The organism is Lonsdalea britannica (genome assembly GCF_002111595.1).
GTDB lineage: Bacteria > Pseudomonadota > Gammaproteobacteria > Enterobacterales > Enterobacteriaceae > Lonsdalea > Lonsdalea britannica.
In genome coordinates, this window is sequence record NZ_LUTN01000006.1 from 170,190 (window position 1) to 197,130 (window position 26,941).

Below are 26,941 nucleotides of genomic sequence, written 5' to 3' on the forward strand. Positions count from 1 at the left end.
AGTTTCCCACGTCGGGGCGGAAGTGCTAACTTAAATGGGGTCCGATGCCATTTTTGGCATAATTCATTTATTTCAAGCGATATCACAGGAAAAAGACGTGAAATATTTGCTGATTTTTTTACTCGTGTTGGCGATCTTCATTGTGGCTATCACGCTGGGAGCACATAACGATCAGGTCGTTACCTTTAGTTACCTTATCGCGCAGGGGCAATACCGTCTGTCAACGCTGTTAGCGACGTTGTTTGCCGCTGGGTTTGTGCTGGGATGGGTCATTTGCGGACTGTTTTATCTGCGTTTACGCATTGCGCTAGGCCGTGAACAACGTAAAATCAAACGTCTTGAGCAGCAACTGCCCGACTCGGATGAGAGCAAAACGGTCTCTCCCGAGCCAGTGACCCACTAAGGAATGATTTTTTATGCTTGAACTGCTGTTTCTGTTGTTGCCCGTTGCTGCCGCATACGGTTGGTACATGGGCCGCAGGAGTGTACAGCAGGACAAACAGGATGAGGCGAACCGCCTGTCGCGCGAGTACGTGACGGGCGTGAACTTCCTGCTATCCAACCAGCAGGATAAGGCCGTTGAACTATTCCTTGATATGCTCAAGGACGACAGCAACACCTTCGAAGCACATCTGACGCTCGGTAATCTGTTTCGCTCCCGCGGCGAGGTGGACCGGGCTATCCGTATCCACCAGGCGTTGACCGAAAGCGCCTCTCTCAGTTTCGAACAACGCCTGCTCGCCGTGCAACAGCTGGGCCGTGACTATATGACGGCTGGGCTGTATGACCGTGCTGAAGAGATTTTTAATCAGCTGGTGGACGAGGAAGATTTTCGTCTGACGGCGCTCCAGCAGTTATTACAGATCCATCAGTCGACCAGTGACTGGCAAAATGCGATTGAGACGGCCGAAAAGCTGGTCAAGCTCGGAAAAGAACATTTGCGCAGCGAGATTGCACATTTTTACTGTGAGCTGGCGTTGCAGGCGATGGGCAGCGACGATCTCGAAAAAGCATTGTCTTTGCTGAAGAAAGCGGCGGCGTCAGACAAGCTTTGCGCGCGAACGTCCATCATGATGGGACGTATTTACATGGCGCAGCAGCAGTATGCCAAAGCGGTGACGGCCTTACGACAGGTGCTGGATCAAGATAAAGACATCGTGACGGAAACGCTGCCGATGCTTCAGGAGTGTTATCAGCATCTGGATCAGCCACTGGAATGGGCGATGTTTCTGAAACGCTGCGTTGAGGAAAATACCGGTGCGACTGCCGACCTGATGCTGGCGGATATTCTGGAAAATGAAGAAGGGCCTGAAGTGGCTCAGGTCTATATCAACCGGCAGTTGCAGCGGCATCCAACCATGCGGGTTTTCCACCGGCTGATGGATTTCCACTTGAGCGAAGCGGAAGAAGGGCGAGCTAAGGACAGCCTGATGGTGCTGCGCGACATGGTGGGTGAGCAAATTCAGACTAAACCGCGCTATCGCTGTCACAAGTGCGGATTCGCCTCCCAATCGCTGTACTGGCATTGTCCGTCCTGCCGATCCTGGGCCACCATCAAACCCATTCGCGGGCTGGACGGTCAATAACCTTCTTGTCGCAATATCTTGTTGGGTTAAACCCTTATATAGTTACAACATCCTGATTTCATCCCCTCACGGCGCCGAATATCAGCCTGAATGCATTGTGGTTCAGCAGCCGCTGGGATTTGAGTGTTCGGACATGTAGAATGCGGCGGGAAATTAACGCTCAGTCTCTTGTCGAGGGGAGAGGCTTTCGCCGTGCGTTGATGTGCTGTGCGGCGTTTTCTCCTCGCGATGCTGAATACATATCGACACCTCGGGGGTAACGCCAGTGACAGGCCAAAACGTAACGCAGAAACAGAATTCCCACTCCTCGCCGATTCTGGTTGCCCTTGATTACGCTTCTCAGCGCGATGCCTATGAGTTTGTTGATCGCATCGATCCTCAAAGCTGCCGGTTAAAAGTCGGCAAAGAGATGTTTACGCTATTCGGGCCATCTCTGGTCAAAGCGCTGCAACAGCGCGGCTTCGATATTTTTCTCGATTTAAAATTCCACGACATTCCCAATACGACGGCGCGTGCGGTAGCCGCGGCGGCGGAACTGGGGGTATGGATGGTCAATGTGCATGCCAGCGGCGGCGCGCGCATGATGCAAGCGGCTAAAGAAGCATTACTGCCGTACGGCGCTGACGCACCTTTGCTGGTTGCCGTCACGGTATTGACCAGTATGGACGAGGACGATCTGCGCGGATTGGGGATCACGCTGTCTCCGGCCGAGCAGGCCGAACGGCTGGCGGTGCTGACACAGCAATGCGGGCTGGATGGCGTCGTCTGTTCGGCGCACGAAGCCGAACGCCTCAAACAGCGCTGCGGCGCCGCATTTCAGCTGGTCACGCCGGGGATTCGCCCGGTCGGTAGTGCGGCAGGCGACCAGCGCAGAATTATGACCCCAGAACAGGCGAAGCAGGCCGGAGTAGACTATATGGTGATTGGTCGTCCGATCACCCAGTCGGCCAACCCGGCGCAAACGCTGAAAGATATTCTGGCGACGTTAGGAGAGTGAATATGAGTTTTCGTGACGATAACCCACTGGTTTATTCGACGGAGAGCGGACGCATTGCGGAAAAAACGGTGCCCGCCGAACGTCCAAAAGGCGATGGCGTCATACGTATACAGCGTCAGACCAGTGGTCGTAAAGGTAAGGGCGTGTGCGTAATTACGGGTATTGACCTTGATGATGACGCATTGCAAAAACTGGCGGCAGAATTGAAGAAAAAGTGCGGTTGCGGAGGCTCGCTGAAAGACGGCGTGATCGAAATACAGGGCGATAAGCGTGACGTGCTGAAACAGCTGCTGGAAGCAAAAGGAATGAAAGTGAAGCTGGCGGGGGGATAAGCGCGGGCTAAATAGTGCTGGGCAGGTCCGGTGACGGAAACCTGCCCAGAAGAATTATCTTTTGACTTCGTGGCCGATGACGCCGCCAAGCGCCGCGCCACCCAGCGTACCGAGCGTACTGCCGCCGGTCAGAACGGCACCGCCCACAGCACCCACGCCTGCGCCGATGGCCGTATTGCGATCGCGTTTAGACATATTGGAACAACCGGTCAGGCTTCCTGCCATGACTATCGCAAGTACCGTAACTGCCAATGCCTTATTTACTCTCATGGTCTTCTCCTGTTGATGCCATCTTATGGTGGAATAAGCGGCGTATGACCGCTTTTTCATAAGAAAATAGGGTGCTGGCATCATGCTGTAAAATTAACTACGACTTACTCACTTTTTGTTACCTGAGACGCAGTATAAATATCGGCAGAATTTACGATAGGTAAAAACTCTTAATTCTAGTTATCCCATAGATCACTTTGTGCTATCCGCATCACCACTGCTTTTCGCCGCCATCTTTTCTTTCTTAATTGTATGTTTTGTAAGGCGACAACCTCTCAAATGAACAACGATAACCAGTGGCAACAAGTCACAATGTAACTGATAAACAAGGGCCGCCGTAGCAAGTTATGACGTAGCCAGGTCATCGCTTCCCCCTTGTCAAAGGGACTTACAAGTGAACTTAAGCATCATTAAGCGGTAGAAGGCGGAAAGATTGCCGCATCAGGCTCATGCCTGAATAAACATAAGATTTGTTAATTAATTTTGGGGGTTGTACAACATAAAGCAGGAGGGTGAGAGAAAAGGGTCAACCCGCCATAATAGCGGGTTAAATGCTTAGAAAGAACAATGGCCCCCTTTATGATGAGCGCCGGTTCCGCCATGAGGATGCTGCCCTTTGGGGCAGGCAATAGCTGAGACGGAGAATGTGCCAATGAGGGTAATTAACAACAGTGCTGCGATCTTTTTCATTATTTTTTCCTTTATTAGATTGCTGTGAAAGTGTGCGATTTTAGTATGCGCCGCTCAAGCCAGTCAGGTAAGCCTGATATTTGATCAGTAAGTAATGCTTTACCTTTCTCTGGGACACCGGGATTTTGCCCTACGAGCAGGCAGTGATGTGCGGGAGAGTTAAACGATAAGGCAGGGGCACGGATACGGGGCACGCAGAATGCTGCGATTAATCAGATCACGAACGTGTTCATCGCTTTTGTCTTGGTCAGAAGTATGACGATGACGAGGGAATCAGCAGTAGAAGAACGGGAAAAGGGAGTTGGTGGGGAGTAAACGACTGACGCCATCAGGAAGTCCCGATGGCGTCATGACGACTTAGGCCGCCGGTTTAGCGATGATGCTGCGCGTTTCGAGACGCACTTCCTTCAGCATCACATCCAGCTTATCGCTCTGGCGGTAGACGACCTCACCTTTGATGGTGACGGTGCCCGTGTCCTGACTGCAGAGCAACTCGTCGCGGACGGCATGGATGAACGAGGCCGGGATAAATGCCGTCGCGCCGTTGTCCAGCAGACGCACTCGCAGGCCACCACGCGTAACGTCCATGATCTCTGCCAAGAAGCGTGCGTCGGTGCCAGCATGCGGCTTCAGATAACGAGCGTACAGCCAATCGCTGACGTCGCGTTCGGCCATACGATTGAGGCGACGACGTTCCGCCAGCTGAACGGTGACCTCATCCCGCGGTTTCTCAGCGGACTGGCCGGTGATAATCGCTTTCAACAGGCGATGGTTCACCATATCTCCGTATTTACGGATAGGTGACGTCCAGGTGGCGTAGGCTTCCAATCCCAGACCGAAATGAGGGCCCGGCTCAGTGCTGATTTCCGCAAACGACTGGAAGCGGCGCATGCGGCTATCCAGGAACTGCGTCGGCAGGGCGTCCAACTGGCGACGCAACACGCAGAAGCCTTCCAGCGTCAGTATCTGCTGCGGGTCGGCCTGAATCTCATTGCTTTCCAGAATGGCGACGGCCTGTTCTACCGTGACCGGATCGAACCCGTTGTGGATGTTGTAAATCCCGAAGCCCAGCTTTTCGCGCAGTACGATAGCCGCACAGACGTTGGCCGCGATCATGGCTTCTTCAACAATACGATTCGCGATGCGGCGCGGTTCGACCACGATATCCAGCACTTCGCCTTTTTCTCCCAGCAGGAAGCGATAGTCCGGGCGGTCTTTGAACACCAGCGCGTTCGTGGTGCGCCATGCGCTGCGCAGCTGCGACATCTTGTGCAGCAGGCGGATCTGAGTCGCGATAGCCTCGTTTTCTGGCTGCCACTCTCCCTTTTGCTCCAGCCAGTCGGACACTTCGTCGTAGACCAGTTTGGCGCGGGATTCGATCCAGGCGGCAAAGAACTGAATGTCGCTCATCGCCCCATCAGCGGCCAACGTGACGCGGCAGGCCATGACCGGACGGCGTTCCTGCGGGCGCAGGGAGCAAATATCGTCCGACAAGTGGCGCGGCAGCATAGGAATGTTGAAACCGGGCAGATAGTTAGTGAACGCGCGTTTGCACGCGACCGTATCCAGCTCGCTGTCGGCCGGCACATAGGCCGTTGGATCGGCGATCGCCACGGTCATTTCCAGCGTGCCGTCGCCGTTGTCGCGGACATACAGCGCGTCATCCATATCTTCGGTACTCGCGCTGTCGATGGTGACAAAATCCAGCGCGGTTAAGTCTTCACGCGTGAGTTCGCCATCATTCATCTCGGCGGCGTCGTGCTCCGGCGCGTTACGCTCCAAATTATGACGTGACAATGTCACCCACCACGGCGCCAGCGGATCGTCGCCAGTGGTAATGTATTCTGTGATTTCCGCATGGAAATTACGGTCGCCTTTGAGCGGGTGGCGGCGCATTTCTGCGACCGCCCAGTCGCCGTCCTGAATCTCGTGGTCCAGTTGACGCGCCACTCGGCAGCTGATCGCATCCTTGAGCAAAGGATGGTCCGGGGTGATCGACAGGCGGTCGTCTTTCTTCTGGACGCGGCCGACAAAACGGGTCAGAAACGGTTCGATCAGCGATTCCGGCTCGGCGATTTCACGATCTTTTTCGGTATGCAGCGTTGCAACGATGCGGTCGCCGTGCATCACTTTTTTCATGTGCGGCGGCGGGATGAAGTAGCTCTTCTGTGCTTCGGCTTCAAGAAAACCAAATCCCTTATCGGTGCCTTTTACGACGCCTTCTACACGTGGCGTCTTAGAGTGGAGTTGCTGTTTAAGCTGTGCAAGCAGCGGATTATCTTGAAACATAGCGTCCAGAAATGCGGTTAAAGGTGGTTTTAGCGGCACACAGTTTTACGCGAATCGTGCCCCGGCGGCAAGCGTTGATCGGGGGCTCCGGCAAGATTTGCCGACCGTGACGAGAGGGGAAAAAGACGGCTCCGGCGGCCGCATAAGCACGTATGCTTCTCATGCCGCCGGTGACGCCTTTCGTCAGGCTATCCTCTGCAGCGGTTGGGCATCGCTACGGGTCACGCGCACGGGAATCGATTTGGAGGTTGGGGTAAACGTCTGGTCGCCGTAGCTGGAGAGCGGAACCAGCGGATTGGTTTCCGGGTAGTAGGCGGCCAGATTCCCTCGTGGGATCGCATATTCGACCAGTCGGAAACCGCTGACTTTCCGGGTAATGCCGTCATGCCACAACGTTTCGATATCGACCCGATCGCCATCCTGAAGCCCCAGCGCGGCGATATCGTCCGGGTGCATGAACAGCACCTCTCGCTGGCCGTAAACGCCCCGATAGCGGTCGTCCAGTCCGTAAATCGTGGTGTTGTACTGATCATGGGAGCGCAGAGTCTGCAAAGTAAACGGCGCCCGCACGCCGTCCTGCTCGGGTACCACGCTGGTCGGCAGCGGCGCGCAGCTGAACGTGGCTTTCTTGCTTGGGGTGTTGAAGCGTAATTCGGCGGCGGCGTTGCCCAGATAGAAACCGCCAGGCTCTGCGCAGCGCTGGTTAAAGTCGGCAAAGCCCGGCAGGGTCGCGGCAATGTGGTCGCGGATCAAATCGTAGTTCCCGGCTAATGCCAGCCAATCCACCTTGTCGTTGCCCATGACCGTGTGGGCGATACCGGCGACGATGGCTGTCTCGGAACGCTGTTGAGGCGAGAGCGGTTGCCCGACGCCTTCTGAGGCGTGCACCATGCTGAAAGAGTCTTCAACGGTAATGTACTGAGGACCGGTCGTCTGAACATCCTGATCAGTCCGTCCGAGCGTGGGCAGAATCAGGGATTCTTGCCGACCGGTGGTCAAATGGCTGCGGTTCAGTTTGGTGCTGATATAGACGGTCAGATCGCAGCGGCCGATGGCGTCTGCGGTACGCAGACTGTCCGGCGCGGCGGCGGCCAGATTCCCGCCCAGCGCAATCAGCACTTTGATCTCATCCCGCAGCATGGCTTCGATAGCCTGAACGGTGTTATGCCCGTGTTCGCGCGGCGGGGTAAAGTCGAAATGCGCCGCAAGGCTGTCCAGCATCGCCCCCGACGGATTTTCATCAATCCCCATCGTACGGTTGCCCTGTACGTTGCTGTGTCCGCGGACCGGGCACAGGCCTGCGCCCGGTTTGCCCAACTGGCCAAACAGCAATTGCAGGTTGACGATCTCCCTGACGGTCGCCACGGAGTGTTTGTGCTGGGTGATACCCATCGCCCAGGTACAAATGACACGCGGGGAGTTCAGGTACAGCTCGGCGACATGACGCAGCTGCGCTTCGCTCAGGCCGGACTGTTCGACGATATGGGCCCAGCTCGTCGCATCGACCTGCTCAAGATAGGCCTCGACCCCGTCAGTGTGGCTGTCGACAAAAGTCTGATCGAAGATACCGGGCTCTCCGGCGGCCAGACGCAGACGCTGCGTTTCCAGCAAGGTTTTAACGATGCCGCGGACGGCGGCCATATCGCCGCCTAAGTTCGGCTGCAGGTAGGTATCGCTAATCCTGCCCGACAGCGGTGTCAGCATCTCTACCGGGCTTTGCGGATCGGTAAAGCGTTCCAGTCCGCGTTCGCGCAGGGTATTGAACGTGATCACGTGTGCGCCGCGCGCGGCGGCGGAGCGCAGGCTGTGCAGCATGCGCGGATGGTTGGTGCCGGGATTTTGGCCGAACACCAGAATGGCGTCGGCATGATTGAAGTCGTCCAGCCGTACGGTGCCTTTACCGATCCCGATGCTTTGTTTCAAGCCGGTGCCGCTCGCTTCGTGGCACATATTGGAACAATCCGGGAAATTATTGGTGCCCATCATTCGGCCGAACAGCTGATAGATATAGGAGACCTCATTGCTGGCGCGTCCGGACGTGTACAGCTCCATTTGGTTAGGGTTATCCAGTCCGTGAATATGATGCGCGATCAGCGCAAACGCCTGTTCCCAGGTGATGGGAACGTAGTGATCGGTGTGACGATCGTAGCGCATCGGGTGCGTCAGACGTCCCTGATATTCCAGAAAATAGTCGCTCTGGCGACGCAGCGTACTGACGCTATGGGCGGCGAAAAACTCAGGCCCAGCCGCTTTGCGCGTGGCTTCCCAACTTACGGCCTTAGCACCGTTTTCGCAGAAGCTGAAGGTGCTGTGGTTATCGTCGCCCCAGGCGCAGCCGGGACAGTCGAATCCCCGGGGTTTATTGACCCGCATCAAGTTTCGAATATTTTTGAAGGCTTCTTTGCTGTCCAGAACGTAACGCGTAGTGGCTTCCAGCGAGCCCCAACCTCCCGCGGCGCGGCGGTATGGCTTGATTTCTGGTTTAAATTTCATCATAGGATGTGCTGGCCATATTGTTTTTAATATGTGAATGGATTTTTAAGGAATTGGGGTTAGACGTTAAGTCTAGGATCGCCGGGCAGGAACGTCTAATCAAATACGGCAATCGCGAGATAGAGGAGGGTTATCGCAAATAAAGTGTGACCAAGGACGGAATCTTGATCTTTTTGTCTAGTTGTATATACAAATTTTGTTATTTTCCGGCTATTCCTTAATCAGAACGAAAAACAGGAAGGGCAAATAATGAAAGATCTTGGCAATAAGGTTCACGCCTTTGGTAAAGCACTCATGATGCCGATTTCGGTCATCGCCGCCGCCGGGATTTTCCTGGGACTGGCGGCGGCGATGCAAAACCCCGCCGTCACCGGCGATGCGTTCACCCACATGCAGATCCCGCAGCTCATCATCGGTTTTATTCGCCAGATCGCCGGTGCGCTGTTCGCCAACCTCCCGTTATTTTTCGCCGTCGCCAGCGCGATAGGTCTGGCTAATGCAGAAAAACCGACGGCAGCGTTTGCCGCCGTCATCGGTTTTATTTCTATGCACGTCGGGGTGCAGGCGACGCTCACCGCTCAGCAACTCACGCCGGTCAGCACCACGGTGGAGGCGTTGACGGCGGGCGGTATGGACCGTACCGCGGCGCTGATGTATGCCGCCGAGTTCACTAAAACGCTGGGGATTTTTACCTATAACATGAGCGTGCTGGGTGGGGTGATCGCCGGTGTGGTGACGGTCATGCTGCACAACCGCTTCTACACGATCGAACTGCCGACGGCGATCAGCTTTTTTGGCGGCCGCCGTTTTGTGCCCATTATTACAGTGGTATGCCTGCCGCTGGTGGGCGTCGGTCTGGCGCTGATTTGGCCGACCATCGGCACTGGCATCGCTTGGGTCGGGGCGTTAATTGGCCACAGCGGTCAGTACGGCGCGTTTCTCTACGGTTTCTCCGAGCGCATTCTTATCCCCACCGGGTTGCACCACATCCTGAACGAAACCGTGCGCTTTACTCCCATTGGTGGCGTCGCGACCGTGGACAGTCAGACGGTGGTCGGCGCGTTGAACATATTTAACACCTCGCTAACGCATCCCGGCGCGGTCAGCGACGAGGTGATCCGTAACGCCACCCAGTTTCTGGCCCAAGGCAAAATTCCCGTCATGATGTTTGGGCTTCCCGGCGCGGCGCTGGCGATGTATCAGTGCGCCCGGCCTGAACATAAAGAACGCGTGAAAGCGCTGATGCTGGCCGGGGGACTGGCGTCTTTCACGACGGGGATCACTGAGCCGCTCGAGTTCTGTTTTATTTTTGTTTCGCCCGTTCTGTATCTGCTGCACGCCGTCCTTAGCGGCCTGTCTTTCATGTTGATGTCTCTGGCCCACCTGATGATCGGCAATATTCAGGGCGGCGCTATCGATCTGGTGGTGTTTGGCATGCTGGGCGGGCTGAAAACCCAGTGGTGGTACGCGGTATTGCTGGGGGCGTTCTACTTCCTGATTTACTACTCCGCGTTCAAGTTCGTGATCAAACGAATGAACGTTGAGACGCCGGGGCGTGAGTCCGACGCGGCGGCATCGCCAGCGGCGGTGAGTGCGGATGAACGTACGCAAACCATTATCGACGGCCTGGGCGGACAGAGCAATATCGCCGAAGTGGACTGCTGTTTTACCCGGCTGCGGGTGCAGGTAAAAGACATCAACCTGGTCGTGGACAACACCCTGATGACGACGGGAGCCAACGGCGTCAAACGGGTAAATGAACATAACGTTCAGGTGATTTACGGGCCGAAAGTGGAAAAAATCGCTCAGGACGTCAAAGCGGCGTTGGGCGTCACGGCGTAATCAAACCTCAACCGGAAAATGGGAAACAGCGATGACGAAGACATACAGTATTGTGATTGTGGGGGGCGGTCGACCTGGACGCCGGGGTTACTGAAGGCGTTGTGCAAACGACAAAGCACGTTTCCGCTAAGACGGGTGGTGATGTATGACGTGAACGCCGAACGGCAGGCGGTTATCGGCGACTTTGCCCGCCTGCTGTTTAGCGAAGAGTACCCGGCGCTGGATTTCGCCTACACGACGGATGTCGAAGCGGCGTTTCGGGATGTCGATTTCGTCTTCTGCCAGATGCGCACCGGCGGTTACGACATGCGAGAAAAGGACGAAAAAATCCCGCTTTCATTGGGCGTCATCGGTCAGGAGACCTGCGGTCCGGGAGGCTTCGCCTACGGGATGCGTTCTATTGGCGACATGATTGAACTGGTGGAGCAGGTGCGGGCGCGTTCGCCGCAGGCCTGGATTTTGAACTATACCAATCCGGCGGCCATCGTCGCCGATGCGCTTCGCGTCAAGTTTCCGGACGACAAGCGCATCCTTAATATCTGCGATCAGCCGGTCAATCTGCTGCGTTCCTATGCCCGTATCCTGGGGCGGGACGTCAATGAGTTCGAACCGGTCTACTTCGGTTTGAATCACTTTGGCTGGTTCACGCATTTGTACGATCGCCAGGGAACGGATCTGCTGCCGCAGTTAAAATCAATTATCCTCAATCAGGGATTCAAGCCCGCCGACGCGGAGCAACGCGATGCCTCGTGGCTGGATACGTATGCGGTGGTGGCCGACATGCTGCGGGACTTCCCTGACTATCTGCCGAACACCTATCTGCAATATTACCTGTATCCAGAGTACAAGCTGAGCAAGCTGGACCCGAACTTTACCCGCGCCAATGAAGTGATGGCGGGACGAGAAAAACGCGTGTTTGAGACATGCCGAAACGCGGTCGCCGCCGGAACGACCAAAGATGCCAGCGTGGTACACAACGATGCGCATGGCGACATGATTGTCGAAGTCGCCGAATCCATCGCCTATAACCAGCATCGTATCTTTGTGGTGATCGTGGAGAACAACGGTCTGGTGAACAATCTGGATGACAGCGCGATGGTGGAAGTGGCGGCGACGCTCGGCATCAATGGACCTCGGCCCTACGGCGTGGGCAACATCCCCACCTTCTATAAAGGGATGATCGAGCAGCAGTTCGCCTACGAACGCCTGACGATAGAGGCATGGTTTGAAGGGTCTTACACCAAAGCGCTGCAAGCGCTGACGCTGAACCGGTTGGTGGTGGATGCGAAAAAGGCGCGCAAAGTGTTGGATGCGCTGATAGAGGCCAACCAAGGTTATTGGCCGGCGTTAACCTGATTGCGCAAGCGACTAACAGGGCGACGGCGTGAATAAAGGACGCAGCGGCGCGTCGAGGGTGAAGGCATAACGCCGCTGATTGTAATAAACGTTGGAAAGCTCGAAGGGGTGCTCGTCAGCGAAAAAAGCGACGACGCTGGCACGCAGCACGGGTTCATCCCGTGCCAGCCCGAGAGCTTCCAGCACCTCGACGGAGGGAAGCTCGGCGAATATCTGCTTATGGCTGCCGACGGCGTCATAGCCTTTGGATTTGAGGTAGGCATACTTGGACTGATTCAGATCGCGCTCGCTCAGGTCGGGAAACAGAGATTGAATCATCCAGGACTGTTCATACACAAACGGCGTGCCGTCAATTAACAGCAGGCGCACCATGTAGTGGACCGGCGTCCCTTGCGCGATCCGAAGGGCTTGGGCGACCTCGGCGGTGGCCGGTTGCTGAGAGAAATGGCGCAGTTGGTTGACGATCTTGCGCTGCGTACTGTTGGCGACCTCACTGGAGGTCAGATGCTGGTCCAGCGGCAGTTGTACTTTTACGCGGGTGTCCGGCTGAGCAACGAAGGTGCCGCGTCCCCGAAAGCGTTCAACCAGCCCCTGTCGGACCAGATAGTCGACGGCTTTACGCGCCGTCATCCGTGAAACCTGATATTGCTGACACATTTCCGCTTCGGTGGGGAGCGGGTCGCCGGGCTTCAGTCTGTTGTCATGGATCTGACGGGTCAGGATCTGCTCAATTTGCAGATAAAAAGGAACAAAGGAATGTTTATCAATCATTTTTATTCTTCCCTCCCGTTCGTTTCAGAAGCGTAGATAGTATAGGGGGATAGTTATCTATACAAGTCTCCGCGTTTTTCCTTCAAGACCGCGATATACCGCAGAGAACCCTAAGTTGAATTCGTGCATCATGCTTCTAAAATGAAGCATGTTAAGAGGTCAACTCCGCTCATACTGTGGTCTGCGTTACCGTCTTCGGCGGCCTCATTCATTAGAAATACTCATGCGACGCCGATATTCTGGGGGGAGAGTGATGTCTTCGCTCGTAATGAATACCTTGCCGCGCGCGATTTCTGCCAGGGCCGATTGGCGTACAGAACGCATGGTTTTTTTCGGCTAATCAGCCAATAAAATCGGGCGCCAGGCGCGGCTCAGACAGCAGCAGTTTTCTCCCGCGCTCAACTTTTAGGAATGACGAAAATCGATATCAAACAACTTATCTATCTGTGCAACCTGGAAAAGGCTCGCCACTTCGGCCGCGCGGCTGAAGCAAGCTTCGTTAGCCAGCCTACGCTCTCCATGCGACTTAAAAATCTGGAGCGCGAACTGGGTCTGTCGCTCATCAATCGCGGCAATAATTTCGATGGCTTCACCGCGGAGGGCGAACGGGTGCTCGCCTGGGCGCGTGAAATGGTGTCGGTTTATCAAGGACTAAAGCTGGAAGTCGACGCCCTGAAACGCGGCACCAGCGGGCTGGTGCGCATCGGCGCCGTCCCTCAGTGTGGTATCGCGGTGCCGCAGATGCTGGCCGCGGTGCGATCCCTTTATCCTGAACTGGCTTTTCAGGTGTCGCTGTTCAGCGCGGATCGTTTGTTGGAGGCATTGCAGGCGCATGACGTGGACGTCGGGATCGGCTTTTTCAAACCCGCGATGCTTGAGGAACCGCGTTTTCAGGTCACCAGGCTGGGTGCGCCGCATATGGCTTTGTTGTTTAATCCGCAGCACTTTCCTGCGCTAAAAGGCGACGCGCCGCTCTCGCTGGCTGACATCGCTGAGCTGCCGCTGTGCCTGACGGACACCGGGCGCTATCTACGCGGCTATCTGGATTCGCTCTGGCAGGACGCGGCGGTGACGCCTAATGTCGTGGTGGAAAGCGGCTCGGTTTTGCAGCTGATTCAAAGCGTATTCGTCGGTCTGGGATGCGGTATTGTGCCGCAAGGCAGTCTGTTGCCGGAAATGACGCCGCAGCTGGCGTGGCGCAGTCTGACGTTGCCGCTGATGCCGCGTACGACGGCCGTCGTGATTGCCGAGCAGGGGCGATCAACGGCATTGGCCCAGCATTTTTTCAACGTGGCGGCAGCTTGGTTAGCGCGACAAAACGCAGGATATAACGGGGGAACGAGCAACGTCGTCTAAGGCATGGCAGGGGAAGAGCGAGAAAACAAGCGAGCCGGAAGGCTCGCTTGTCGGAGGGATTAATCCAGTTCCAGTTCGTTCATCGCAGCGATGTTGAAACCGCCGTCGACGTGCAGAACTTCACCAGAGATCCCGGCCGCCAGGTCGGAGCACAGGAAGGCGGCGGAGTTGCCGACATCTTCGATGGTCACAACGCGGCGGATTGGCGTCACGGCTTCGCAGTGAGACAGCATCTTTTTGAAGTTCTTGATGCCGGAAGCCGCCAGAGTACGGATCGGACCTGCGGAGATCGCGTTCACGCGCACGCCCTGAGCGCCCATGGCGTTCGCCATGTAACGTACGTTGGCTTCCAGAGACGCTTTCGCCAGACCCATCACGTTGTAGTTCGGGATGGCGCGCTCTGCGCCCAGGTAGGACAGCGTGACCAGTGCGGAGTTCGGGTTCAGCATCTTGCGGCAGGCTTTCGCCATCGCGACGAAGCTGTAGGAGCTGATGTCGTGAGAGATTGAGAAACCTTCACGCGTCACGGCATCGACATAGTCGCCGTCCAGCTGGTCGCCCGGTGCGAAGGCGATGGAGTGCACGAAACCATCGAAGTTTGGCCATACTTTCGCCAATTCGGTGAACAGCGTTTCGATGCTGGCATCTTCCGCAACGTCACACGGCAGAACGATGTTAGAACCGAGTTCGCTGGCAAAACCTTCTACGCGAGACTTCAGTTTGTCGTTCTGATAAGTGAACGCCAGTTCGGCGCCTTCGCGTTGCATCGCCTGGGCGATACCGAATGCGATGGAGCGGTTACTGGCAACGCCCGTTACCAGAATGCGCTTACCATTAAGAAAACCCATAGCAGTATCCTTGTGATCATTATTGCTGCGATCGCCGTTAAAGAATTATTAGTTAATGGCGACCGGTGTGAATAAACCGGGCGATTCTAGCATGAGTGATGCCAGATGTAATACTTTGGTCATCACCGCAGCGTCATGCCCGGACGGGGTAAATTAAAGAACGCCGCCGTCGCTTCTCCACGCGTCGGCGCTCAGTGCCTCGCCGAAGTGGCTGGCGATCAGGCGCTTGGTCAAATCGTGCAATGGCGCTGCCAAAACGTCTGCGGTGCTGCCGCGCTCGACGACTTCGCCGTTATGCATCACCAGAATCTGATCGCTGATGTGTTTCATCATCCCCAGATGCTGGGTGACATAGATGTAGGAGATACCGTGTTTTTCCTGCAACTCCAGCATCAGATTGATGATTTGCGAACGCATGGACATATCCAGCGACGCTAACGCTTCGTCGGCCACAATCACTTTCGGTTGCAGGATCAGCGCCCGCGCCAGCCCGACGCGCTGTTTCTGACCCGGCGCCAGCGCGTGCGGGTAATACGATGCGTGATCGGCGCGCAGGCCCACCTGACGCAGCGCCAGATAGACGGCCTTTTCCCGCTCTTCGGGGCTGAGCTGGGTATTCAGCCGCAGCGGCAATTCCAGCAGTTGACCGATACGCTGGCGTGGATTTAGCGCGTTGCCGGCATCCTGAAAAATCATACGGATACGCTGGCTGCGATAGCCGTAATCGCCATATTCCAGCGGATGATCGTCAATCACCAACTGACCAGTGGTGGGCGGAAGTACGCCCGCCAGCATTTTCGCCAGGGTCGACTTCCCGGAACCGTTCTCGCCGATAATCGCCAGCGTCTGGCGTTCGCGCAGGGTAAAGCTTACCGACTTGACCGCTTCGACGTGCTGCCGCCGGAACAGACCGGTGCGGTAGCGAAACGTCTTGGTGAGATTGCGGGCTTCGAGCAGGGTCTCGACCATCAGGATTCCTCCATATTGAGCGGGAAGTGGCAGGCATACCAATGGTTTTTCGCCACGATTAGCGGCGGCGTGATCATGCATTCGCGCTGCGAATAAGGGCAGCGCGGACCGAGACGACACCCGACGGGTAGATGCTCCAGCGACGGGATCGCGCCGGGCAAGGTATTCAAGCGGCTCTTATGCGGGAGCGCGCGGCCGAAGTCCGGCATCGCGCGGATCAACGCCTGCGTATACGGATGGTGCGGGGTGCTGATCAGTTCGCTGCTCAGCGCGCTTTCGACGGTCTGACCGCAGTACAGCACGTTGATGCGATTCGCCCATTTACTCATGGTCTGCAGGTCATGGCTGATCAGCAGAATCGTGGTGTTGTTGTTTTGATTCAGCCGCGACAGCAGGCGGAAAATCTGCGCCTGCGTGGTGGCTTCCATCGCGTTGGTCGGCTCATCGGCAATCAGCAGCCGCGGTTGGTTGGCCAGTGCGATGGCGATCATGACTTTCTGACACTCCCCTTCGGTCAGTTCATAGGGGTAACTGCCCATGATGTCTTTATGATCCTTGATCCCCACCCGGTGCAGTAGCGCGATGGCCCGGCGCTTACGCCAGTTGAAGCGCTGCCACCAGCGTCCTTTGTAGGTCCAGCCCGGAATCGACTGCACCAGTTGACGTCCGATTTTGGCGGAAGGGTCAAGACACGACTGCGGCTCCTGAAAGATCATCGACAGATTGTGACCTACCAGTTTGCGTCGCTGCCGGGGCGTGAGCTTCAGCATGTCGATGTTGTCGAAGCGGAAACGGTCGGCGGTCACGCGCCAGTTGTCTTTGGTGATGCCGCAAATCGCTTTGGCGATCAGGCTTTTCCCCGACCCGGATTCTCCCACCAGGCCGCGGATTTCGCCTTCGCTCAGGCTAATGCTGACGCGATCGACAGCTTTGACCGGCCCTTCGGCGGTCATGAATTCGATGGTCAGATTACGAATGTCCAGTAATGGCATACCTTTTTCCCACCACTATTCGGTTTGTGCCAGCAGAGAACGGCGCAGGCCATCCCCCAGCAGGTTGACGATCAGCACGCTCAGGGTAATCGCCCCCCCTGGCAACATGACGGTCCAGGGCGCGGCGTAGACCAGCTCCAGCGAATTTCCCAACAGCGTTCCCCATTCGGTCGTCGGCAACTGCGCGCCCAGATTGAGAAAGCCCAGTGCGGCAATGTCCAGAATGGCGACCGACAGGGCGCGGGTGAATTCGCTGACCAGCAGCGGCAAAATATTAGGCAGCACGGCATACCAGATGATGTAGCGCGTGGACGCGCCATCCAGCCGTGAGGCAATGACGTACTCTTTTTCCAGCTCGTCATGCACGGCCGTGTAGATGGTGCGCACCATCCTCGGCAACAGCGCCAGCCATACGGCGAGCATGGCGTGTTCGAGCTTTGGACCGATAAAGGCGATGACCACAATCGCCAGCAGCAGAGAGGGGATGGACAGCAACGTGTCCAAAATATGGTTCAGGATGGCGGAACGGAGTCCATGAGTCACCCCCGCCAGCAGACCTACCAGCACGCCGAACAGCGCTGCGCACAGCGTCACCAGCAGCGCAGAGCCGATGGTCGGAGCCGCGCCGCTCAGCAGTCTGCTCAACAGATCGCGACCTAAATCGTCCGTCCCCAGGAAGAAGGAGACTTCGCCATAGTGCGACCACGACGGCGGCAACAACTGATAGCCGAGGAACTGCTGGTCTACGGCGTACGGGGCAAGGGTGTTGCCGAACAGGCACAGCGCGATCAGCATCAAAAAGCCGTAAAACCCGATCATCGCCAGATGATCCTGCTTGAACATGGTCCAGGTATCACGCCAGCGGCTGGGCTGATGTTTTTCGCGATAGATGTTATCTGAGAGCATACTTAGCCGCTTTGATTTTGTTTAATCTGATTGGGTTTTCTTCAAAAAAACCTTTCATAACAATGCATTGCCTTTTTTTGATGCTTTGAAGTGCTTTACTTATGTGTGGGTTGATTAGCTTCAATTTATGGTTTTTGTGTACACTCTTGTGTATACGGAAATCGGAGTGTACACATTGCTTACCAACACCAAACTAAGAAAAGCGCTCGGTAAACGCCGCGAGAAAGTAGAGGTCATTTCAGATTCTCACGGGCTAAACGCCAGGCTAACTATCTCGGGAGGCGTCACATTCTTTTATCGCTATCGATGGAACGACAAGCCGGCACAGCTAACCATTGGTGATTATCCGTCGATATCCCTCTTACAGGCAAGGGAACGAAGGCAGCAATTTCGCTTATGGATAACAGAGGGATACGATCCACGTAAGCAGGTGGCGTTAGAAAGGATAAAAAAAGTCGACGCAATGACGGTTCAAGAGGCGTTCGATTACTGGGAAGAGCATTACTGCAAGCCTGAAGGGCTAATCAAGATTCACAAAAACCGTCAGGATTTTCAAAACCACGTTATGCCCGTACTGGGAAGCATGGTCGTCAATCACACGACTAAAACCCACTGGCTAAATCTGTTTGATGGTATGGGAAGACGTGTGATTACTGGTCAAATTCTTAGCTTGATGCAGCGTGCCTTTAGATTCTGCCATAACAGGGGCGTGATTGACGTCAACCCGCTTGCAGATTTAAGACGGTCTGACGTGGCGATCGCTGCCGCCATGAAAGACAGAGTTTTATCCGATGATGAAATCCGAACAATTTGGAATGCCCTGGAGGATATGCCCGTACGACAGCAAATTGTTATGCGATTTCTGATGATGACTGGCTGCCGAAGCACAGAGATCAGGACAGCAAAATGGGAATGGTTTAATTACAGCGAAAAAACCTGGACGGTGCCAGGCAGTGAATACAAAACGGGTAAGACGGTGAGAAGGGCGCTACCTGATGCAGCGATAACCATGCTGAAAAGTCACCAGAAAGTTTCAGTGACTAAGCACGTATTGACCCGGTCACGTTACAACGGACCAGGTGATGATAAGCCCCCGGCTCAGCCAAACGTTTCATTCTTCTCTGCTCAAATAATTATGAAGACAGGTATGAAACAGTGGTCGCTTCATGATCTGAGAAGGACGGTGGCAACGCGCCTTTCAGAACTTGGCGCGCCACCACATGTTATTGAAAAATTGCTTGGTCATCAGATGGCAGGGGTGATGGCACGTTATAACCTTCACGACTACCTGAGCGATCAACACCAGTGGCTTAAGGTTTGGGTCCAGCACCTTGAGACGGTGATTGGTCATCAGTTGGAGTAGCATTAACCTCGTCTTCCCATTTAAGCACATCAGCCTTACGCCACCGTTTAGGGCTCCCTCCAATAGCTGGCTTGGGAAAAGGACGGCTGAAACATGCAGGCATCCGCGCTGGTGTGCTCCAAAAATAAAGGGTGCTACGAGAAATCTTATAGCGCGCCATAATTTCACTGGTCACCATAATTTCAGAATTGCTATGGATACTCTCTCCGCCATTAAAATCCATGATTTACCCCTTCTGTTGTGTTCGAGCCCGGATGCGCGATCATTTTTCCACTTATCGGATATTTATGGCGCACTATGGCCCGTATTGTTCCGCAGCACTGTGTCTCCCCGGCGCCATATACGCCGGAACATTTACTTTCCTCACGCCTTGATATCGTGATCTTTTCCATAATTCCTCACTGTCTTGCTTCTGAATCCACGACGCGCACGAAGTAGCAAAGCCAAAGCCTTGCGCTGAATTTACCAAGTGGAAGTGCTGTGATCGTCGCTGCGTGTTTGTTGACAATTGGTGTTGTGATTTGGTCGTATTCTGATGCTGGGTGCCTTTTCTGGCGGCTATGATTTCATCCCTGCACCGTCTGGCGACGGCGCGGATGGCGTTCTCTATTTCAGGTTTCATGTCATGCGCCTTTCCCTTTCAGTTCGATACTGCAATCGCACTCATTTCCCCACGCGTTCCACCCTTCCACCCGCTGGCGGGCGAACAGTTCCAGGCGAGGAACATCACCCAATAGCTGAACCAGCAGATCACGTATCTGCGACGGTTTGGCGCTATGCTCCATGCGCGGCGCGGTAATGTGCTGGCAGATAGAGGCATCCAAGCGCTCAGGAAGACGCCCCCGGACGGCAAACAGACAGTCCTCACTGTTAGCGCGGGTCATATGGCCCATGCCGATTGCAGCGTTACCCTTACGGCGATTGGTCTTGAACCAGGTGAATCCCTTCATCGTCATCAGCCGGAATCCCCACATGTCCAAAACCTTGAGCGCTTCTGCTGGCTGCGTCGGCACCCACCACATCGCCAACAGGCATGAATCCTGATCGGCCAGCTCCCAAACGGGCAGGCGACAGATATCGTTCACAGTCATGACGGGGTATTTGTGCCCGGCGCCGCGCTTGCCGTCGTTCGCTTTATCGCGGTAGACCCACGGCGGATCGGCATAAATGAGTCGGTACTTTCCCATCACGCACCTCGCCGCTTCATGGCCGTAGTGCGCTTCTCGTAGTCCTCGCGGCAAAACGAGTCGCAGAATAGCCCCGGCGTCGGTTCTTCGCAGTTGTGGCAGAACCCAGTCACCGGCATAGGTTTGGCCCGGTTCGATAGGGCGCTCTGAGTTAACAGATCACTAAGTTCGTTAGCTTGGTCGACGATATCAGCCATGATGTCTCCGTTTTACAGGCAATAAAAAACCCGCCGTGGCGGGTTAGTAATGATGTTTTTTGATAAACGATATGGCGTAGTGTGGCCCTTCCTCAAGGACATACCATCCTCGCTCGTATCGCTCCATGTGCATCCTGATAATGCTGGGGGTTAACTCCGCCCCTCTAAGCCTCCTGGCCTCCCTGATAATGTCCTGAGTAAATACCACCAGGCGGTCGCGATCGTCTCTTCTAGAAACGGTCATAACCGCGCTGCTGATAGTGTTCTTGGTTCTCATGATTGGTCATTAATTTGGTGAGTGGAGCCGGGAGGGTAATGCATTTTACTGTTTAAATGAACAGTGATTGGTGGGTATTCAACCCTTCAATCTCTCAGAGTTTCAGTGAGGGTTGGAAGCTTTCTTATGATGCGTGAAGCAACCTTGTTTGCCCAAGTTCCAGCGTCAAATTCTAGATACCCCGTTCCCTCATCAACCCTGAAATCATCCGGACAGCATCCGGTGTCGTCGCAATACTCGTTCCATTCTTGTTGCATAATATGGGTAATATCACTACCCGTTAGGCGGACAATCTTACATGACTACAATTCTTCGATCCGCGCTAATAGCTTGGCGTTCTTCTCCCGCTCGGTTTGCTCCCGGCGGATATAGGCGTTTAGGTCATTAAGCATTGAATCCATAGCTTCGCGCAGCTTGTCATTCTGCATATCCCGCCACCCGAGTTCTGCGGCAATTTCCGACTTCGAATCCAGACTTTCTCGGGTCATTGCCAGCACGTGTCGATAGTAGTAACCACCTTCTTCATCGAGTGTCATAGCATCGCGTTCTGCATATTGCTTATCCGCTTTCATTTGACCTCCCGAAACTCGATAACCCAAACCCACGGATTAGCCTGCCAGCTGTCTGGGCCGTAGATAGATTCCCACAGCGCTGCAAAGTTATCATACGGCGTCGCGACTTCGCCTCCGCTGTCAGGGTCTGAATAGGAAGGCCGCCACCCGGAGAGGTACATACCCTCGGCGTTAGCGTCTTCTTGGCTGATATCCCGCAACCGCTCCACACGAACGCCGGTAATTTCCAGCGTAATGCGGCTGGCCCAGCGGGGCATGTGGATGGATGGAGTCCAACCTTCTGCAGGTTTGCTGCCATCTGGAAAATCAGCTCGGTAGTCGCAAAGCTCAGATGCAAGAGAAGTTCCGTCCTTTATTTCCTGGATCACATCATCATCAAGCCAGAATCCGTTAAACGTTTCGCGCACCCAAATGCGATCGCCAGGCTGGCCGAATGGGCATTTAGCCGGATACGTTCTGTCATTCCAGCAGCCCATTCCTCCGCGAGAACGAAGTACACACCCGCTCAAAGGGACTCCGGAACGATAATGGCCTAACTCCAGACCGCTGGAATTTAGGTTTAACCCTGGGTCGCGTGGCTTGAACTGAACCGGCCTCCGTGTCTGCGTCTTGCGACCGTCAAGGATGGCGCGAACCATCTCAGCATTGAAAATCATCCCGCGCTCTTTCATTTAACCTCCCGATTAGACCGAAAAATTAACGACCAAGACTGGATTTCATTCAGATACATACACATGCCTTTTGCCGTTCTGCGGACACCTAATTTGTTTGATTTACCTACAGAACGGCGGCATTGCCGTGTAAGTCGTCGGTTATGGGCGTTTACTACCTCAAGCCATCGATCCTTTGGCTTGTTTTTGTATGTGGCTCTAGCTTTATGGTGGCGAGACTCTCGTTCAATCCGCATGGCTTCGTTTAGTTGATGAAGATACGTTTTCTTGCTCATCCGGCCTCCGGAACCGTCAGTGACTTAACTAGAGCTTTAGGCTGTGCCCCTGATGCCATATCTGCACCCATGAAGTCGTATTCGCAGATGTAGTCGAAGTCAGTGTTTTCTGTTTCCGGATCGGGCTGATGCTTTGAATGCATGGTGGCTCTTTGGATAATCACACCCCAGCATATGGTGTCCGTTTCCTCTGGCCATCCTTCGGAGCCTGCCATATCGCGGCAGTAATCAAGTGCTTCTCCAGCGTCCTTAACTGCCATTTCGATAGATTCATGTTCCCGAAAGCAGCAATCAATGCCGTCATATGAAAAGAAACCTATCTCCCGGCCCGACAACGGAAGTCTTGTTTGCTGTAGTGCCTTACCATCTTCTACCAGCGCGTCCCGCTGTGCCGTCAACTCCTGCACCATGGCGCGCAGGGTTTCGTTGTCCGCCAGCAGGTCTGTTAACTTGGTGATCACCTGTAGGCTAAGCGGGCCATCGCCGTTCAAACCCAGCGCATCTGAAACGTTATTGATGCTCAGCGTTGCCGCTGAAAGGTTTGTTGTTAATTCGATAATTGAAGGCTGCATAATTCTTTCTCCACGCTGTTTTCAGGTTGAGTTAATCCCTCACCGTTAGGCGATGTGGTTAGGTTTAAGGGGGAGGGATTACTAAAAGGTGATTACTGCTGTTCGGCTTCGTTGATCTCAGATTGGCGGATCAGGTAAACGTCGGTTGCCTTGTCCAGAAGCTCTGTAGTGCCAGCCAATTTCTTAGCGGCATATGTGTAGAACTTGTCCAGCTCCGCATTTGATTTCGCGTTACCGGCCGCCGAGGTGAAGTCGAGTAGAAGTTCGTCAGGTGTTCTTTCCTGTTTAGTTGCTGGCTCTTCGTCCTGCTTTTCATCTGCTTCAACCGGTTTTGAGTTGATGATGTTGTTTAGGTCTGCGCGGCTGCGAGCTGGCGTGATATCGCGTTCAACACGCGGCTTCTGCTCGAATTCATCCGGCGTGTAAACACCGAGAATGACGTCAGGGCAGTAGAGGCGAGCCCATCGCTTTACACCAAGGTAGGCAAGCTGCTGCTTCGGATCGCTACCCCAAAGAGTTGAGTTTCTCACCTGAGCCTGAGACAGCAAGAGCTCCAAAACGCGTGGTTCATCCTCCCCCTTAAGCGTGGCCCATACCTTAACGCCACATCCTTTCTCGTCCGCCATAGTCCAGTTAGGGGCAATGTATTTATTCCCTTTTTGGGATGTCTTCTCTGTGAACTTTCCTACAACATTTTCCCACGGGCCGAACCACTCATAATGCAACCGATCTTTAGTTGGCGACATTGACGTGATCACCGCATTAACCAGTTGAGCTTCATAGCCGAGAGTGCCATTAATTACGTGAGTCTTTTGTGCCACTGCGAACGGGTTCATCCCCCACTGCGCAGCTTGCAAAGCCACAGCAAGGCAATCAGCCGGTTTGCCCGCTAAATGAGCTGGGACTGTCGTGCGTCCCTGCGCCATAACCTCAGCGAACGCCTGTAACTTTTGCAATCCTGCTGGGCTGAAGATGGCTGCTTTTGTGTCAGCCTCATTCGATGGCGCTTGGATGATTTCGTTGCTCATACGTTTTCCTTTCTCTTTGCCCAATAGGGTCGAGTTAATTCTTCAATGCCGCCCCAGTTACCGGTCTGCATGCATTCGTGATAGGTGGATAAATCCCGACGGAACAGGTCGTGACCAACAGCCACGTCCTCGTCATTTAGTTGGTAAACGCGAACTGGGTACCTGCCGCATTCAATCGATTCGCTTACAGCGAGAAAAACAAACATGGGGTATTCGCCAAAATGGTTAAGGAATCCATTGCGGTAGTAGGCGTCTTGCACGTGATATCGGAACTCCTCAACATGCCGGGCGAACCGGCTCATATCGGCAACCTTTTTGACGTCAACGATCACAGGTTGATTTGCAAGGAACTTGTCAGGGCGGATGCGGCAAAGCTCTCCGGTATCGCTGTCGTTCCAGTAGATGGATGCTTCTTGGTGTCCTTCTGCCTCAAGGAGCCATCTTGCTGGTGGGTAAGCCATCGCGCTGTCACGCATCAGGTTAAGTTTTCTGTCCTGTTCGGCATCCATCACCGTTTTTCCAGAGCCCTCACAGTCTTTAAGAAAGGCTTTTTCGCTTGCCTTTCCTTCGGTTGTTCTGCGATTGAATTCAGGGGCCACAATGAACCTTTTTTCGAACTCTTCAGGCTCAAGCAACAAGCAGTGCAGGGCGGTCCCCATATCCAATGCTTTGGTTTTTTCATCATCAACCGGCGCCACCTTGCGCCACTGGAAAACTGCTGGGTTTATGGCGATATCGTCGAGCTGGGATTTACTGATACCGGGCCCGCTGTGGTAGTCCTCATTACTGATTTCGTAATAAATACCTGGCTCCATCACGCAGCCCCCCGTTCAAGCAGGCGAAGTTCCAGCTTGTATTCATCGTTCATTCTCTTATCACGCTCTAACCGGCATAAAGCAAAGTGATAGCAGACGTCCTGCGTGTAATCGTTGGTGATGTCGTGATAGCCCTCTACCTCTATAGCTTCGCTAATGAAGTCCGTGGACTCATTGAGAATTTCACGCCACATGTGCTCGACTGCCAGCCGGTTAAGTTGGCTCATGTACTCCTCTGCGTACGCATCAACCACTTCACGCGATTCGGTAGATAGCTTTGATAAACGCTTGTCGAGAATGTCCATTACGGCTGCCCCTTCTGGCTGAGGAAATCAACGATGATCTGCAACAGAGACTTGCGTGGCGGCGGGGTGAAGCTGGCGCCCGAAAGCACATTGCTATGGTGGAATTGGATATATTTACGTGCGTCGAAACCGGAGCCACCCACACGGGCAGCCCCAACAAATGAATGTTGCATGGGTAACTCCTGAAAATGATTAGTAGTTGATGGTGACGTGAGGGATTGAGTTGCTCATAAGAGCCTTCAGCGTTGCTATAGCCTGTTCACGCGTTAAACCCGCGTGTTCTAACAGGCCTTTCACAACATCGGTGCCGACGGCCTTGCGATGGGCTTCATTGGCTGCACGTTTTTCTGCTTCATCAGCAATGCGCTTCTCTTCAGCCAAGCGGGTAGCTTCTGCCTGCTCTGCACGTTGGCGCTCTTCAGTAATGGCTTCCTGCTTTTCACGTTCTGCGCGCTGCTCAGCTTCGATGCGCTGTTGTTCTGCGCGGGCGGCAGCTTCTTTAGCTTCTCGCTCGGCCTGTTCAGCCTGAGCTTTAAGCGCTGCTTCTCGCGCTGCCGCCGCATCACGCTCACGTTGCGCCTCCTGCGCTGCTTCTAGCTGGGCTTTTTCTACTGCCAGCCGTTTTAACTCTTCTTCCTGCTCTTTTCGCTTCCGTTCTTCCTCAGCTTTTGCCTCAGCGGCATCCCGGTCGAATTTGTCGTTTAGGAGAAGGGCGATTTCGTGATCTAACTCGAACCTTTCCAGAGCCGCTTTCTCGTGCGCTTCATTCATTTCCAGCGCTTCTTCGTGCCAAGCAAGCATCTGTTCTTCTGCTTTGATTCTCTCCTGCTCGGCTTCCCACTCAGATAGCGGGCGGCGAATTTCATCGCGGAGTTCATCGCATTTAGTTACCCAGCGGCGTAGTTCTGCTTCAGCAGGCTTTACTGCCTCTTTCAGGTGGCGAAGATAATCGCGGCCCGGCTTTTCTACGGCCGTTTTACTGCGGGAAACCTTTGCTGCTAAAGACGCAATTCTTTGGCGGCCTTTCGCTGTCGTCAAATCCGGGACTTCGTTAACCTGACTACGAATTTGCTCAAGAAAAGGATCAAGGCCATTCGGGACATACAGCGCAGGAGCTTGCTCTTTGCTGATTTCAATCAAAGATAATTCTTCCGACTCACTCATATTCATATCCTTTGGGCATAAAAAAGCCTCCGTAGAGGGCTATAGGGTGGGTAACATCGTAAGCCGCTATCGTGATAACGGCTTGGGCTGTCACTCATCTCGTCTTAAACATCCACCATCAGATGCTCCAAACTCGAGGTCTGTAATGTCGATGCAGTCATCGTCGTTTGAATAAATATTTCCGTGATACAAGTTGCTTACACCTCGACCTTGCAAATATGCTTTATGCTGTCCGTTTCCAGCTTCCTGTTTTTTTGCCTTGCAAGATTTAGAGCAGAATCTTGCCCATCCACGCTTTCTATCCGCAATTCTTGCTGAGAAGTCTTGTTTGCAGTACTTACATTTAACTGTGACCATCACCCCTCCAAATAAAATTGCCTAACCAGCGATCTAATCTGGTCATAGTTAAAAACGTCACCGCTATGGGCGACACCGGTTCGCTCAGGCTTCAGGCGAAATAAATACCCGCATGCAAGCCTGACGACCCGATAGCGTTCTCCATTCACTTGAATCATGATTAATCCGCTACTTGAACAAATTCACCATTTTCATTCACGGTGTAGGCCACATTGGGTTTGATGTTGTTTTCGCCCACGTAGGCAACTGCAAACCGTGTCCGGTCACCGTCGTGGTAGGCGATAGAGGCGCAACCACCTTCTCCCAGAACAATTTTAGATACCGAGTTGGCTGCGGCGACTACTGAGTTATCCCCGGAGGCGGTGATTTCGACGGCTGACCCACTCGCCGCAACCTTCGAGAACGCCCCCGTGGACAGGTGCTTAGTCCCGATTCCGCTAGACGCCTGCCGAGTCCCGTCA

General features: G+C 54.3%; 26 protein-coding genes and 1 pseudogene. 8 read left to right on the forward strand and 19 right to left on the reverse strand.

Annotated elements, in window-relative coordinates:
* Window positions 1-97: 97 nt before the first annotated feature.
* The 4 genes from AU509_RS07350 to yciH all read left to right on the forward strand — a co-directional run bounded on the left by AU509_RS07350 (window position 98) and on the right by yciH (window position 2,915).
* Window positions 98-403 (forward strand): LapA family protein, encoded by a 306-nt coding sequence (locus AU509_RS07350; protein ID WP_026740275.1) that lies wholly within the window; start codon window positions 98-100, stop codon window positions 401-403.
* A gap of 13 nt (window positions 404-416) precedes the next feature.
* Entirely contained in the window at window positions 417-1,586 is a 1,170-nt protein-coding gene (lapB, locus tag AU509_RS07355) for a lipopolysaccharide assembly protein LapB (RefSeq protein WP_094118019.1), read from the forward strand.
* Between the two features lie 265 nt (window positions 1,587-1,851).
* A complete protein-coding gene (pyrF, locus tag AU509_RS07360; RefSeq protein ID WP_094118020.1) occupies window positions 1,852-2,583 on the forward strand; it encodes an orotidine-5'-phosphate decarboxylase in 732 nt (243 codons plus the stop codon).
* A 2-nt stretch (window positions 2,584-2,585) separates the two neighbouring features.
* Complete coding sequence (yciH, locus tag AU509_RS07365) at window positions 2,586-2,915, forward strand: stress response translation initiation inhibitor YciH (RefSeq protein ID WP_085653274.1); 330 nt, start codon at window positions 2,586-2,588, stop codon at window positions 2,913-2,915.
* A gap of 54 nt (window positions 2,916-2,969) precedes the next feature.
* On the opposite strand, the gene osmB is transcribed toward yciH, so the two are convergent.
* The 4 genes from osmB to AU509_RS07380 form a co-directional block, all read right to left on the reverse strand.
* Entirely contained in the window at window positions 2,970-3,185 is a 216-nt protein-coding gene (osmB, locus tag AU509_RS07370; protein WP_094118021.1) for an osmotically-inducible lipoprotein OsmB, read from the reverse strand.
* 555 nt (window positions 3,186-3,740) lie between these two features.
* Window positions 3,741-3,875 (reverse strand): hypothetical protein, encoded by a 135-nt coding sequence (locus AU509_RS18565; RefSeq protein ID WP_254901537.1) that lies wholly within the window; start codon window positions 3,873-3,875, stop codon window positions 3,741-3,743.
* A gap of 357 nt (window positions 3,876-4,232) precedes the next feature.
* Window positions 4,233-6,164 (reverse strand): exoribonuclease II, encoded by a 1,932-nt coding sequence (locus tag AU509_RS07375; RefSeq protein WP_094118022.1) that lies wholly within the window; start codon window positions 6,162-6,164, stop codon window positions 4,233-4,235.
* 183 nt (window positions 6,165-6,347) lie between these two features.
* Complete coding sequence (locus AU509_RS07380; protein ID WP_085653301.1) at window positions 6,348-8,657, reverse strand: FdhF/YdeP family oxidoreductase; 2,310 nt, start codon at window positions 8,655-8,657, stop codon at window positions 6,348-6,350.
* A gap of 249 nt (window positions 8,658-8,906) precedes the next feature.
* Between AU509_RS07380 and AU509_RS07385 the strand changes: the two genes are divergently transcribed.
* Both AU509_RS07385 and AU509_RS07390 read left to right on the forward strand, forming a co-directional pair.
* Window positions 8,907-10,499, forward strand: a complete 1,593-nt coding sequence (locus AU509_RS07385) for a PTS transporter subunit EIIC (protein ID WP_085653278.1) — start codon at window positions 8,907-8,909, stop codon at window positions 10,497-10,499.
* Between the two features lie 18 nt (window positions 10,500-10,517).
* On the forward strand, window positions 10,518-11,855 hold the full coding sequence (locus tag AU509_RS07390) for a 6-phospho-alpha-glucosidase (protein WP_139824028.1): 1,338 nt from the start codon (window positions 10,518-10,520) through the stop codon (window positions 11,853-11,855).
* Window positions 11,856-11,867: 12 nt separating this feature from the next.
* Here the strand turns inward: AU509_RS07390 and AU509_RS07395 are convergent, their stop codons facing one another.
* On the reverse strand, window positions 11,868-12,626 hold the full coding sequence (locus AU509_RS07395; RefSeq protein WP_094118023.1) for a GntR family transcriptional regulator: 759 nt from the start codon (window positions 12,624-12,626) through the stop codon (window positions 11,868-11,870).
* A 420-nt stretch (window positions 12,627-13,046) separates the two neighbouring features.
* Between AU509_RS07395 and AU509_RS07400 the strand changes: the two genes are divergently transcribed.
* Entirely contained in the window at window positions 13,047-13,982 is a 936-nt protein-coding gene (locus tag AU509_RS07400) for a LysR family transcriptional regulator (RefSeq protein WP_094118045.1), read from the forward strand.
* Window positions 13,983-14,041: 59 nt separating this feature from the next.
* Here the strand turns inward: AU509_RS07400 and fabI are convergent, their stop codons facing one another.
* The 4 genes from fabI to sapC form a co-directional block, all read right to left on the reverse strand.
* Window positions 14,042-14,830: an enoyl-ACP reductase FabI gene (gene fabI / locus AU509_RS07405; protein ID WP_085653284.1), complete on the reverse strand. Its 789-nt coding sequence runs from the start codon at window positions 14,828-14,830 to the stop codon at window positions 14,042-14,044.
* A gap of 153 nt (window positions 14,831-14,983) precedes the next feature.
* Entirely contained in the window at window positions 14,984-15,799 is an 816-nt protein-coding gene (gene sapF / locus AU509_RS07410) for a putrescine export ABC transporter ATP-binding protein SapF (protein ID WP_085653286.1), read from the reverse strand.
* A complete protein-coding gene (gene sapD / locus AU509_RS07415; protein ID WP_085653288.1) occupies window positions 15,799-16,791 on the reverse strand; it encodes a putrescine export ABC transporter ATP-binding protein SapD in 993 nt (330 codons plus the stop codon). The genes sapF and sapD overlap by 1 nt, the downstream gene beginning before the upstream one ends.
* Window positions 16,792-16,806: 15 nt before the next feature.
* Window positions 16,807-17,697 (reverse strand): putrescine export ABC transporter permease SapC, encoded by an 891-nt coding sequence (gene sapC, locus AU509_RS07420; RefSeq protein WP_085653290.1) that lies wholly within the window; start codon window positions 17,695-17,697, stop codon window positions 16,807-16,809.
* Between the two features lie 175 nt (window positions 17,698-17,872).
* On the opposite strand from sapC, the gene AU509_RS07425 reads away from it, so the two are divergent.
* Window positions 17,873-19,060 (forward strand): tyrosine-type recombinase/integrase, encoded by a 1,188-nt coding sequence (locus tag AU509_RS07425; RefSeq protein ID WP_094118046.1) that lies wholly within the window; start codon window positions 17,873-17,875, stop codon window positions 19,058-19,060.
* A 623-nt stretch (window positions 19,061-19,683) separates the two neighbouring features.
* On the opposite strand, the gene AU509_RS07440 is transcribed toward AU509_RS07425, so the two are convergent.
* The 10 genes and pseudogenes from AU509_RS07440 to AU509_RS18300 form a co-directional block, all read right to left on the reverse strand.
* Window positions 19,684-20,250, reverse strand: a complete 567-nt coding sequence (locus AU509_RS07440) for an MT-A70 family methyltransferase (RefSeq protein ID WP_244200950.1) — start codon at window positions 20,248-20,250, stop codon at window positions 19,684-19,686.
* A 773-nt stretch (window positions 20,251-21,023) separates the two neighbouring features.
* The gene (locus AU509_RS07455; RefSeq protein ID WP_094118028.1) at window positions 21,024-21,293 is read right to left on the reverse strand and encodes a hypothetical protein; all 270 of its coding nucleotides are present in this window, start codon (window positions 21,291-21,293) and stop codon (window positions 21,024-21,026) included.
* Window positions 21,290-21,964: an ASCH domain-containing protein gene (locus tag AU509_RS07460; protein ID WP_094118029.1), complete on the reverse strand. Its 675-nt coding sequence runs from the start codon at window positions 21,962-21,964 to the stop codon at window positions 21,290-21,292. Before AU509_RS07460 ends, AU509_RS07455 begins: the two co-directional genes overlap by 4 nt.
* Before the next feature lie 271 nt (window positions 21,965-22,235).
* The gene (locus AU509_RS07470) at window positions 22,236-22,811 is read right to left on the reverse strand and encodes a hypothetical protein (protein WP_094118031.1); all 576 of its coding nucleotides are present in this window, start codon (window positions 22,809-22,811) and stop codon (window positions 22,236-22,238) included.
* 92 nt (window positions 22,812-22,903) lie between these two features.
* Window positions 22,904-23,839, reverse strand: a complete 936-nt coding sequence (locus tag AU509_RS07475) for a RecT family recombinase (RefSeq protein ID WP_094118032.1) — start codon at window positions 23,837-23,839, stop codon at window positions 22,904-22,906.
* Window positions 23,836-24,654 (reverse strand): PD-(D/E)XK nuclease-like domain-containing protein, encoded by an 819-nt coding sequence (locus AU509_RS07480; RefSeq protein ID WP_094118033.1) that lies wholly within the window; start codon window positions 24,652-24,654, stop codon window positions 23,836-23,838. Before AU509_RS07480 ends, AU509_RS07475 begins: the two co-directional genes overlap by 4 nt.
* Window positions 24,654-24,881, reverse strand: coding sequence for a hypothetical protein (locus tag AU509_RS07485; protein WP_139824029.1), 228 nt, complete (start codon window positions 24,879-24,881; stop codon window positions 24,654-24,656). The genes AU509_RS07480 and AU509_RS07485 overlap by 1 nt, the downstream gene beginning before the upstream one ends.
* A 77-nt stretch (window positions 24,882-24,958) precedes the next feature.
* Window positions 24,959-25,132: a hypothetical protein gene (locus AU509_RS18120; protein WP_162896360.1), complete on the reverse strand. Its 174-nt coding sequence runs from the start codon at window positions 25,130-25,132 to the stop codon at window positions 24,959-24,961.
* 19 nt (window positions 25,133-25,151) lie between these two features.
* Window positions 25,152-26,123, reverse strand: a complete 972-nt coding sequence (locus tag AU509_RS07490; RefSeq protein WP_094118035.1) for a hypothetical protein — start codon at window positions 26,121-26,123, stop codon at window positions 25,152-25,154.
* A 517-nt stretch (window positions 26,124-26,640) separates the two neighbouring features.
* Window positions 26,641-26,941, reverse strand: a pseudogene (locus tag AU509_RS18300) (protein YdhT); the annotation flags it as partial.

What these genes read in the sequence shown, in the direction of transcription:
- AU509_RS07455 (WP_094118028.1), bottom strand. Translation starts at nt 21,293, where the DNA reads ATGAAAGCGGATAAGCAATATGCAGAACGCGATGCTATGACACTCGAT.
- AU509_RS18120 (WP_162896360.1), bottom strand. Translation starts at nt 25,132, where the DNA reads ATGCAACATTCATTTGTTGGGGCTGCCCGTGTGGGTGGCTCCGGTTTC.
- AU509_RS07460 (WP_094118029.1), bottom strand. Translation starts at nt 21,964, where the DNA reads ATGAAAGAGCGCGGGATGATTTTCAATGCTGAGATGGTTCGCGCCATC.
- osmB (WP_094118021.1), bottom strand. Translation starts at nt 3,185, where the DNA reads ATGAGAGTAAATAAGGCATTGGCAGTTACGGTACTTGCGATAGTCATG.
- AU509_RS07485 (WP_139824029.1), bottom strand. Translation starts at nt 24,881, where the DNA reads ATGAGCCAACTTAACCGGCTGGCAGTCGAGCACATGTGGCGTGAAATT.
- sapF (WP_085653286.1), bottom strand. Translation starts at nt 15,799, where the DNA reads ATGGTCGAGACCCTGCTCGAAGCCCGCAATCTCACCAAGACGTTTCGC.
- sapC (WP_085653290.1), bottom strand. Translation starts at nt 17,697, where the DNA reads ATGCTCTCAGATAACATCTATCGCGAAAAACATCAGCCCAGCCGCTGG.
- sapD (WP_085653288.1), bottom strand. Translation starts at nt 16,791, where the DNA reads ATGCCATTACTGGACATTCGTAATCTGACCATCGAATTCATGACCGCC.
- AU509_RS07470 (WP_094118031.1), bottom strand. Translation starts at nt 22,811, where the DNA reads ATGCAGCCTTCAATTATCGAATTAACAACAAACCTTTCAGCGGCAACG.
- AU509_RS07390 (WP_139824028.1), top strand. Translation starts at nt 10,518, where the DNA reads ATGGGAAACAGCGATGACGAAGACATACAGTATTGTGATTGTGGGGGG.
- yciH (WP_085653274.1), top strand. Translation starts at nt 2,586, where the DNA reads ATGAGTTTTCGTGACGATAACCCACTGGTTTATTCGACGGAGAGCGGA.
- AU509_RS07480 (WP_094118033.1), bottom strand. Translation starts at nt 24,654, where the DNA reads ATGGAGCCAGGTATTTATTACGAAATCAGTAATGAGGACTACCACAGC.
- AU509_RS07380 (WP_085653301.1), bottom strand. Translation starts at nt 8,657, where the DNA reads ATGAAATTTAAACCAGAAATCAAGCCATACCGCCGCGCCGCGGGAGGT.
- lapB (WP_094118019.1), top strand. Translation starts at nt 417, where the DNA reads ATGCTTGAACTGCTGTTTCTGTTGTTGCCCGTTGCTGCCGCATACGGT.
- AU509_RS07475 (WP_094118032.1), bottom strand. Translation starts at nt 23,839, where the DNA reads ATGAGCAACGAAATCATCCAAGCGCCATCGAATGAGGCTGACACAAAA.
- AU509_RS07375 (WP_094118022.1), bottom strand. Translation starts at nt 6,164, where the DNA reads ATGTTTCAAGATAATCCGCTGCTTGCACAGCTTAAACAGCAACTCCAC.
- AU509_RS07385 (WP_085653278.1), top strand. Translation starts at nt 8,907, where the DNA reads ATGAAAGATCTTGGCAATAAGGTTCACGCCTTTGGTAAAGCACTCATG.
- AU509_RS18565 (WP_254901537.1), bottom strand. Translation starts at nt 3,875, where the DNA reads ATGAAAAAGATCGCAGCACTGTTGTTAATTACCCTCATTGGCACATTC.
- AU509_RS07490 (WP_094118035.1), bottom strand. Translation starts at nt 26,123, where the DNA reads ATGAGTGAGTCGGAAGAATTATCTTTGATTGAAATCAGCAAAGAGCAA.
- AU509_RS07395 (WP_094118023.1), bottom strand. Translation starts at nt 12,626, where the DNA reads ATGATTGATAAACATTCCTTTGTTCCTTTTTATCTGCAAATTGAGCAG.
- fabI (WP_085653284.1), bottom strand. Translation starts at nt 14,830, where the DNA reads ATGGGTTTTCTTAATGGTAAGCGCATTCTGGTAACGGGCGTTGCCAGT.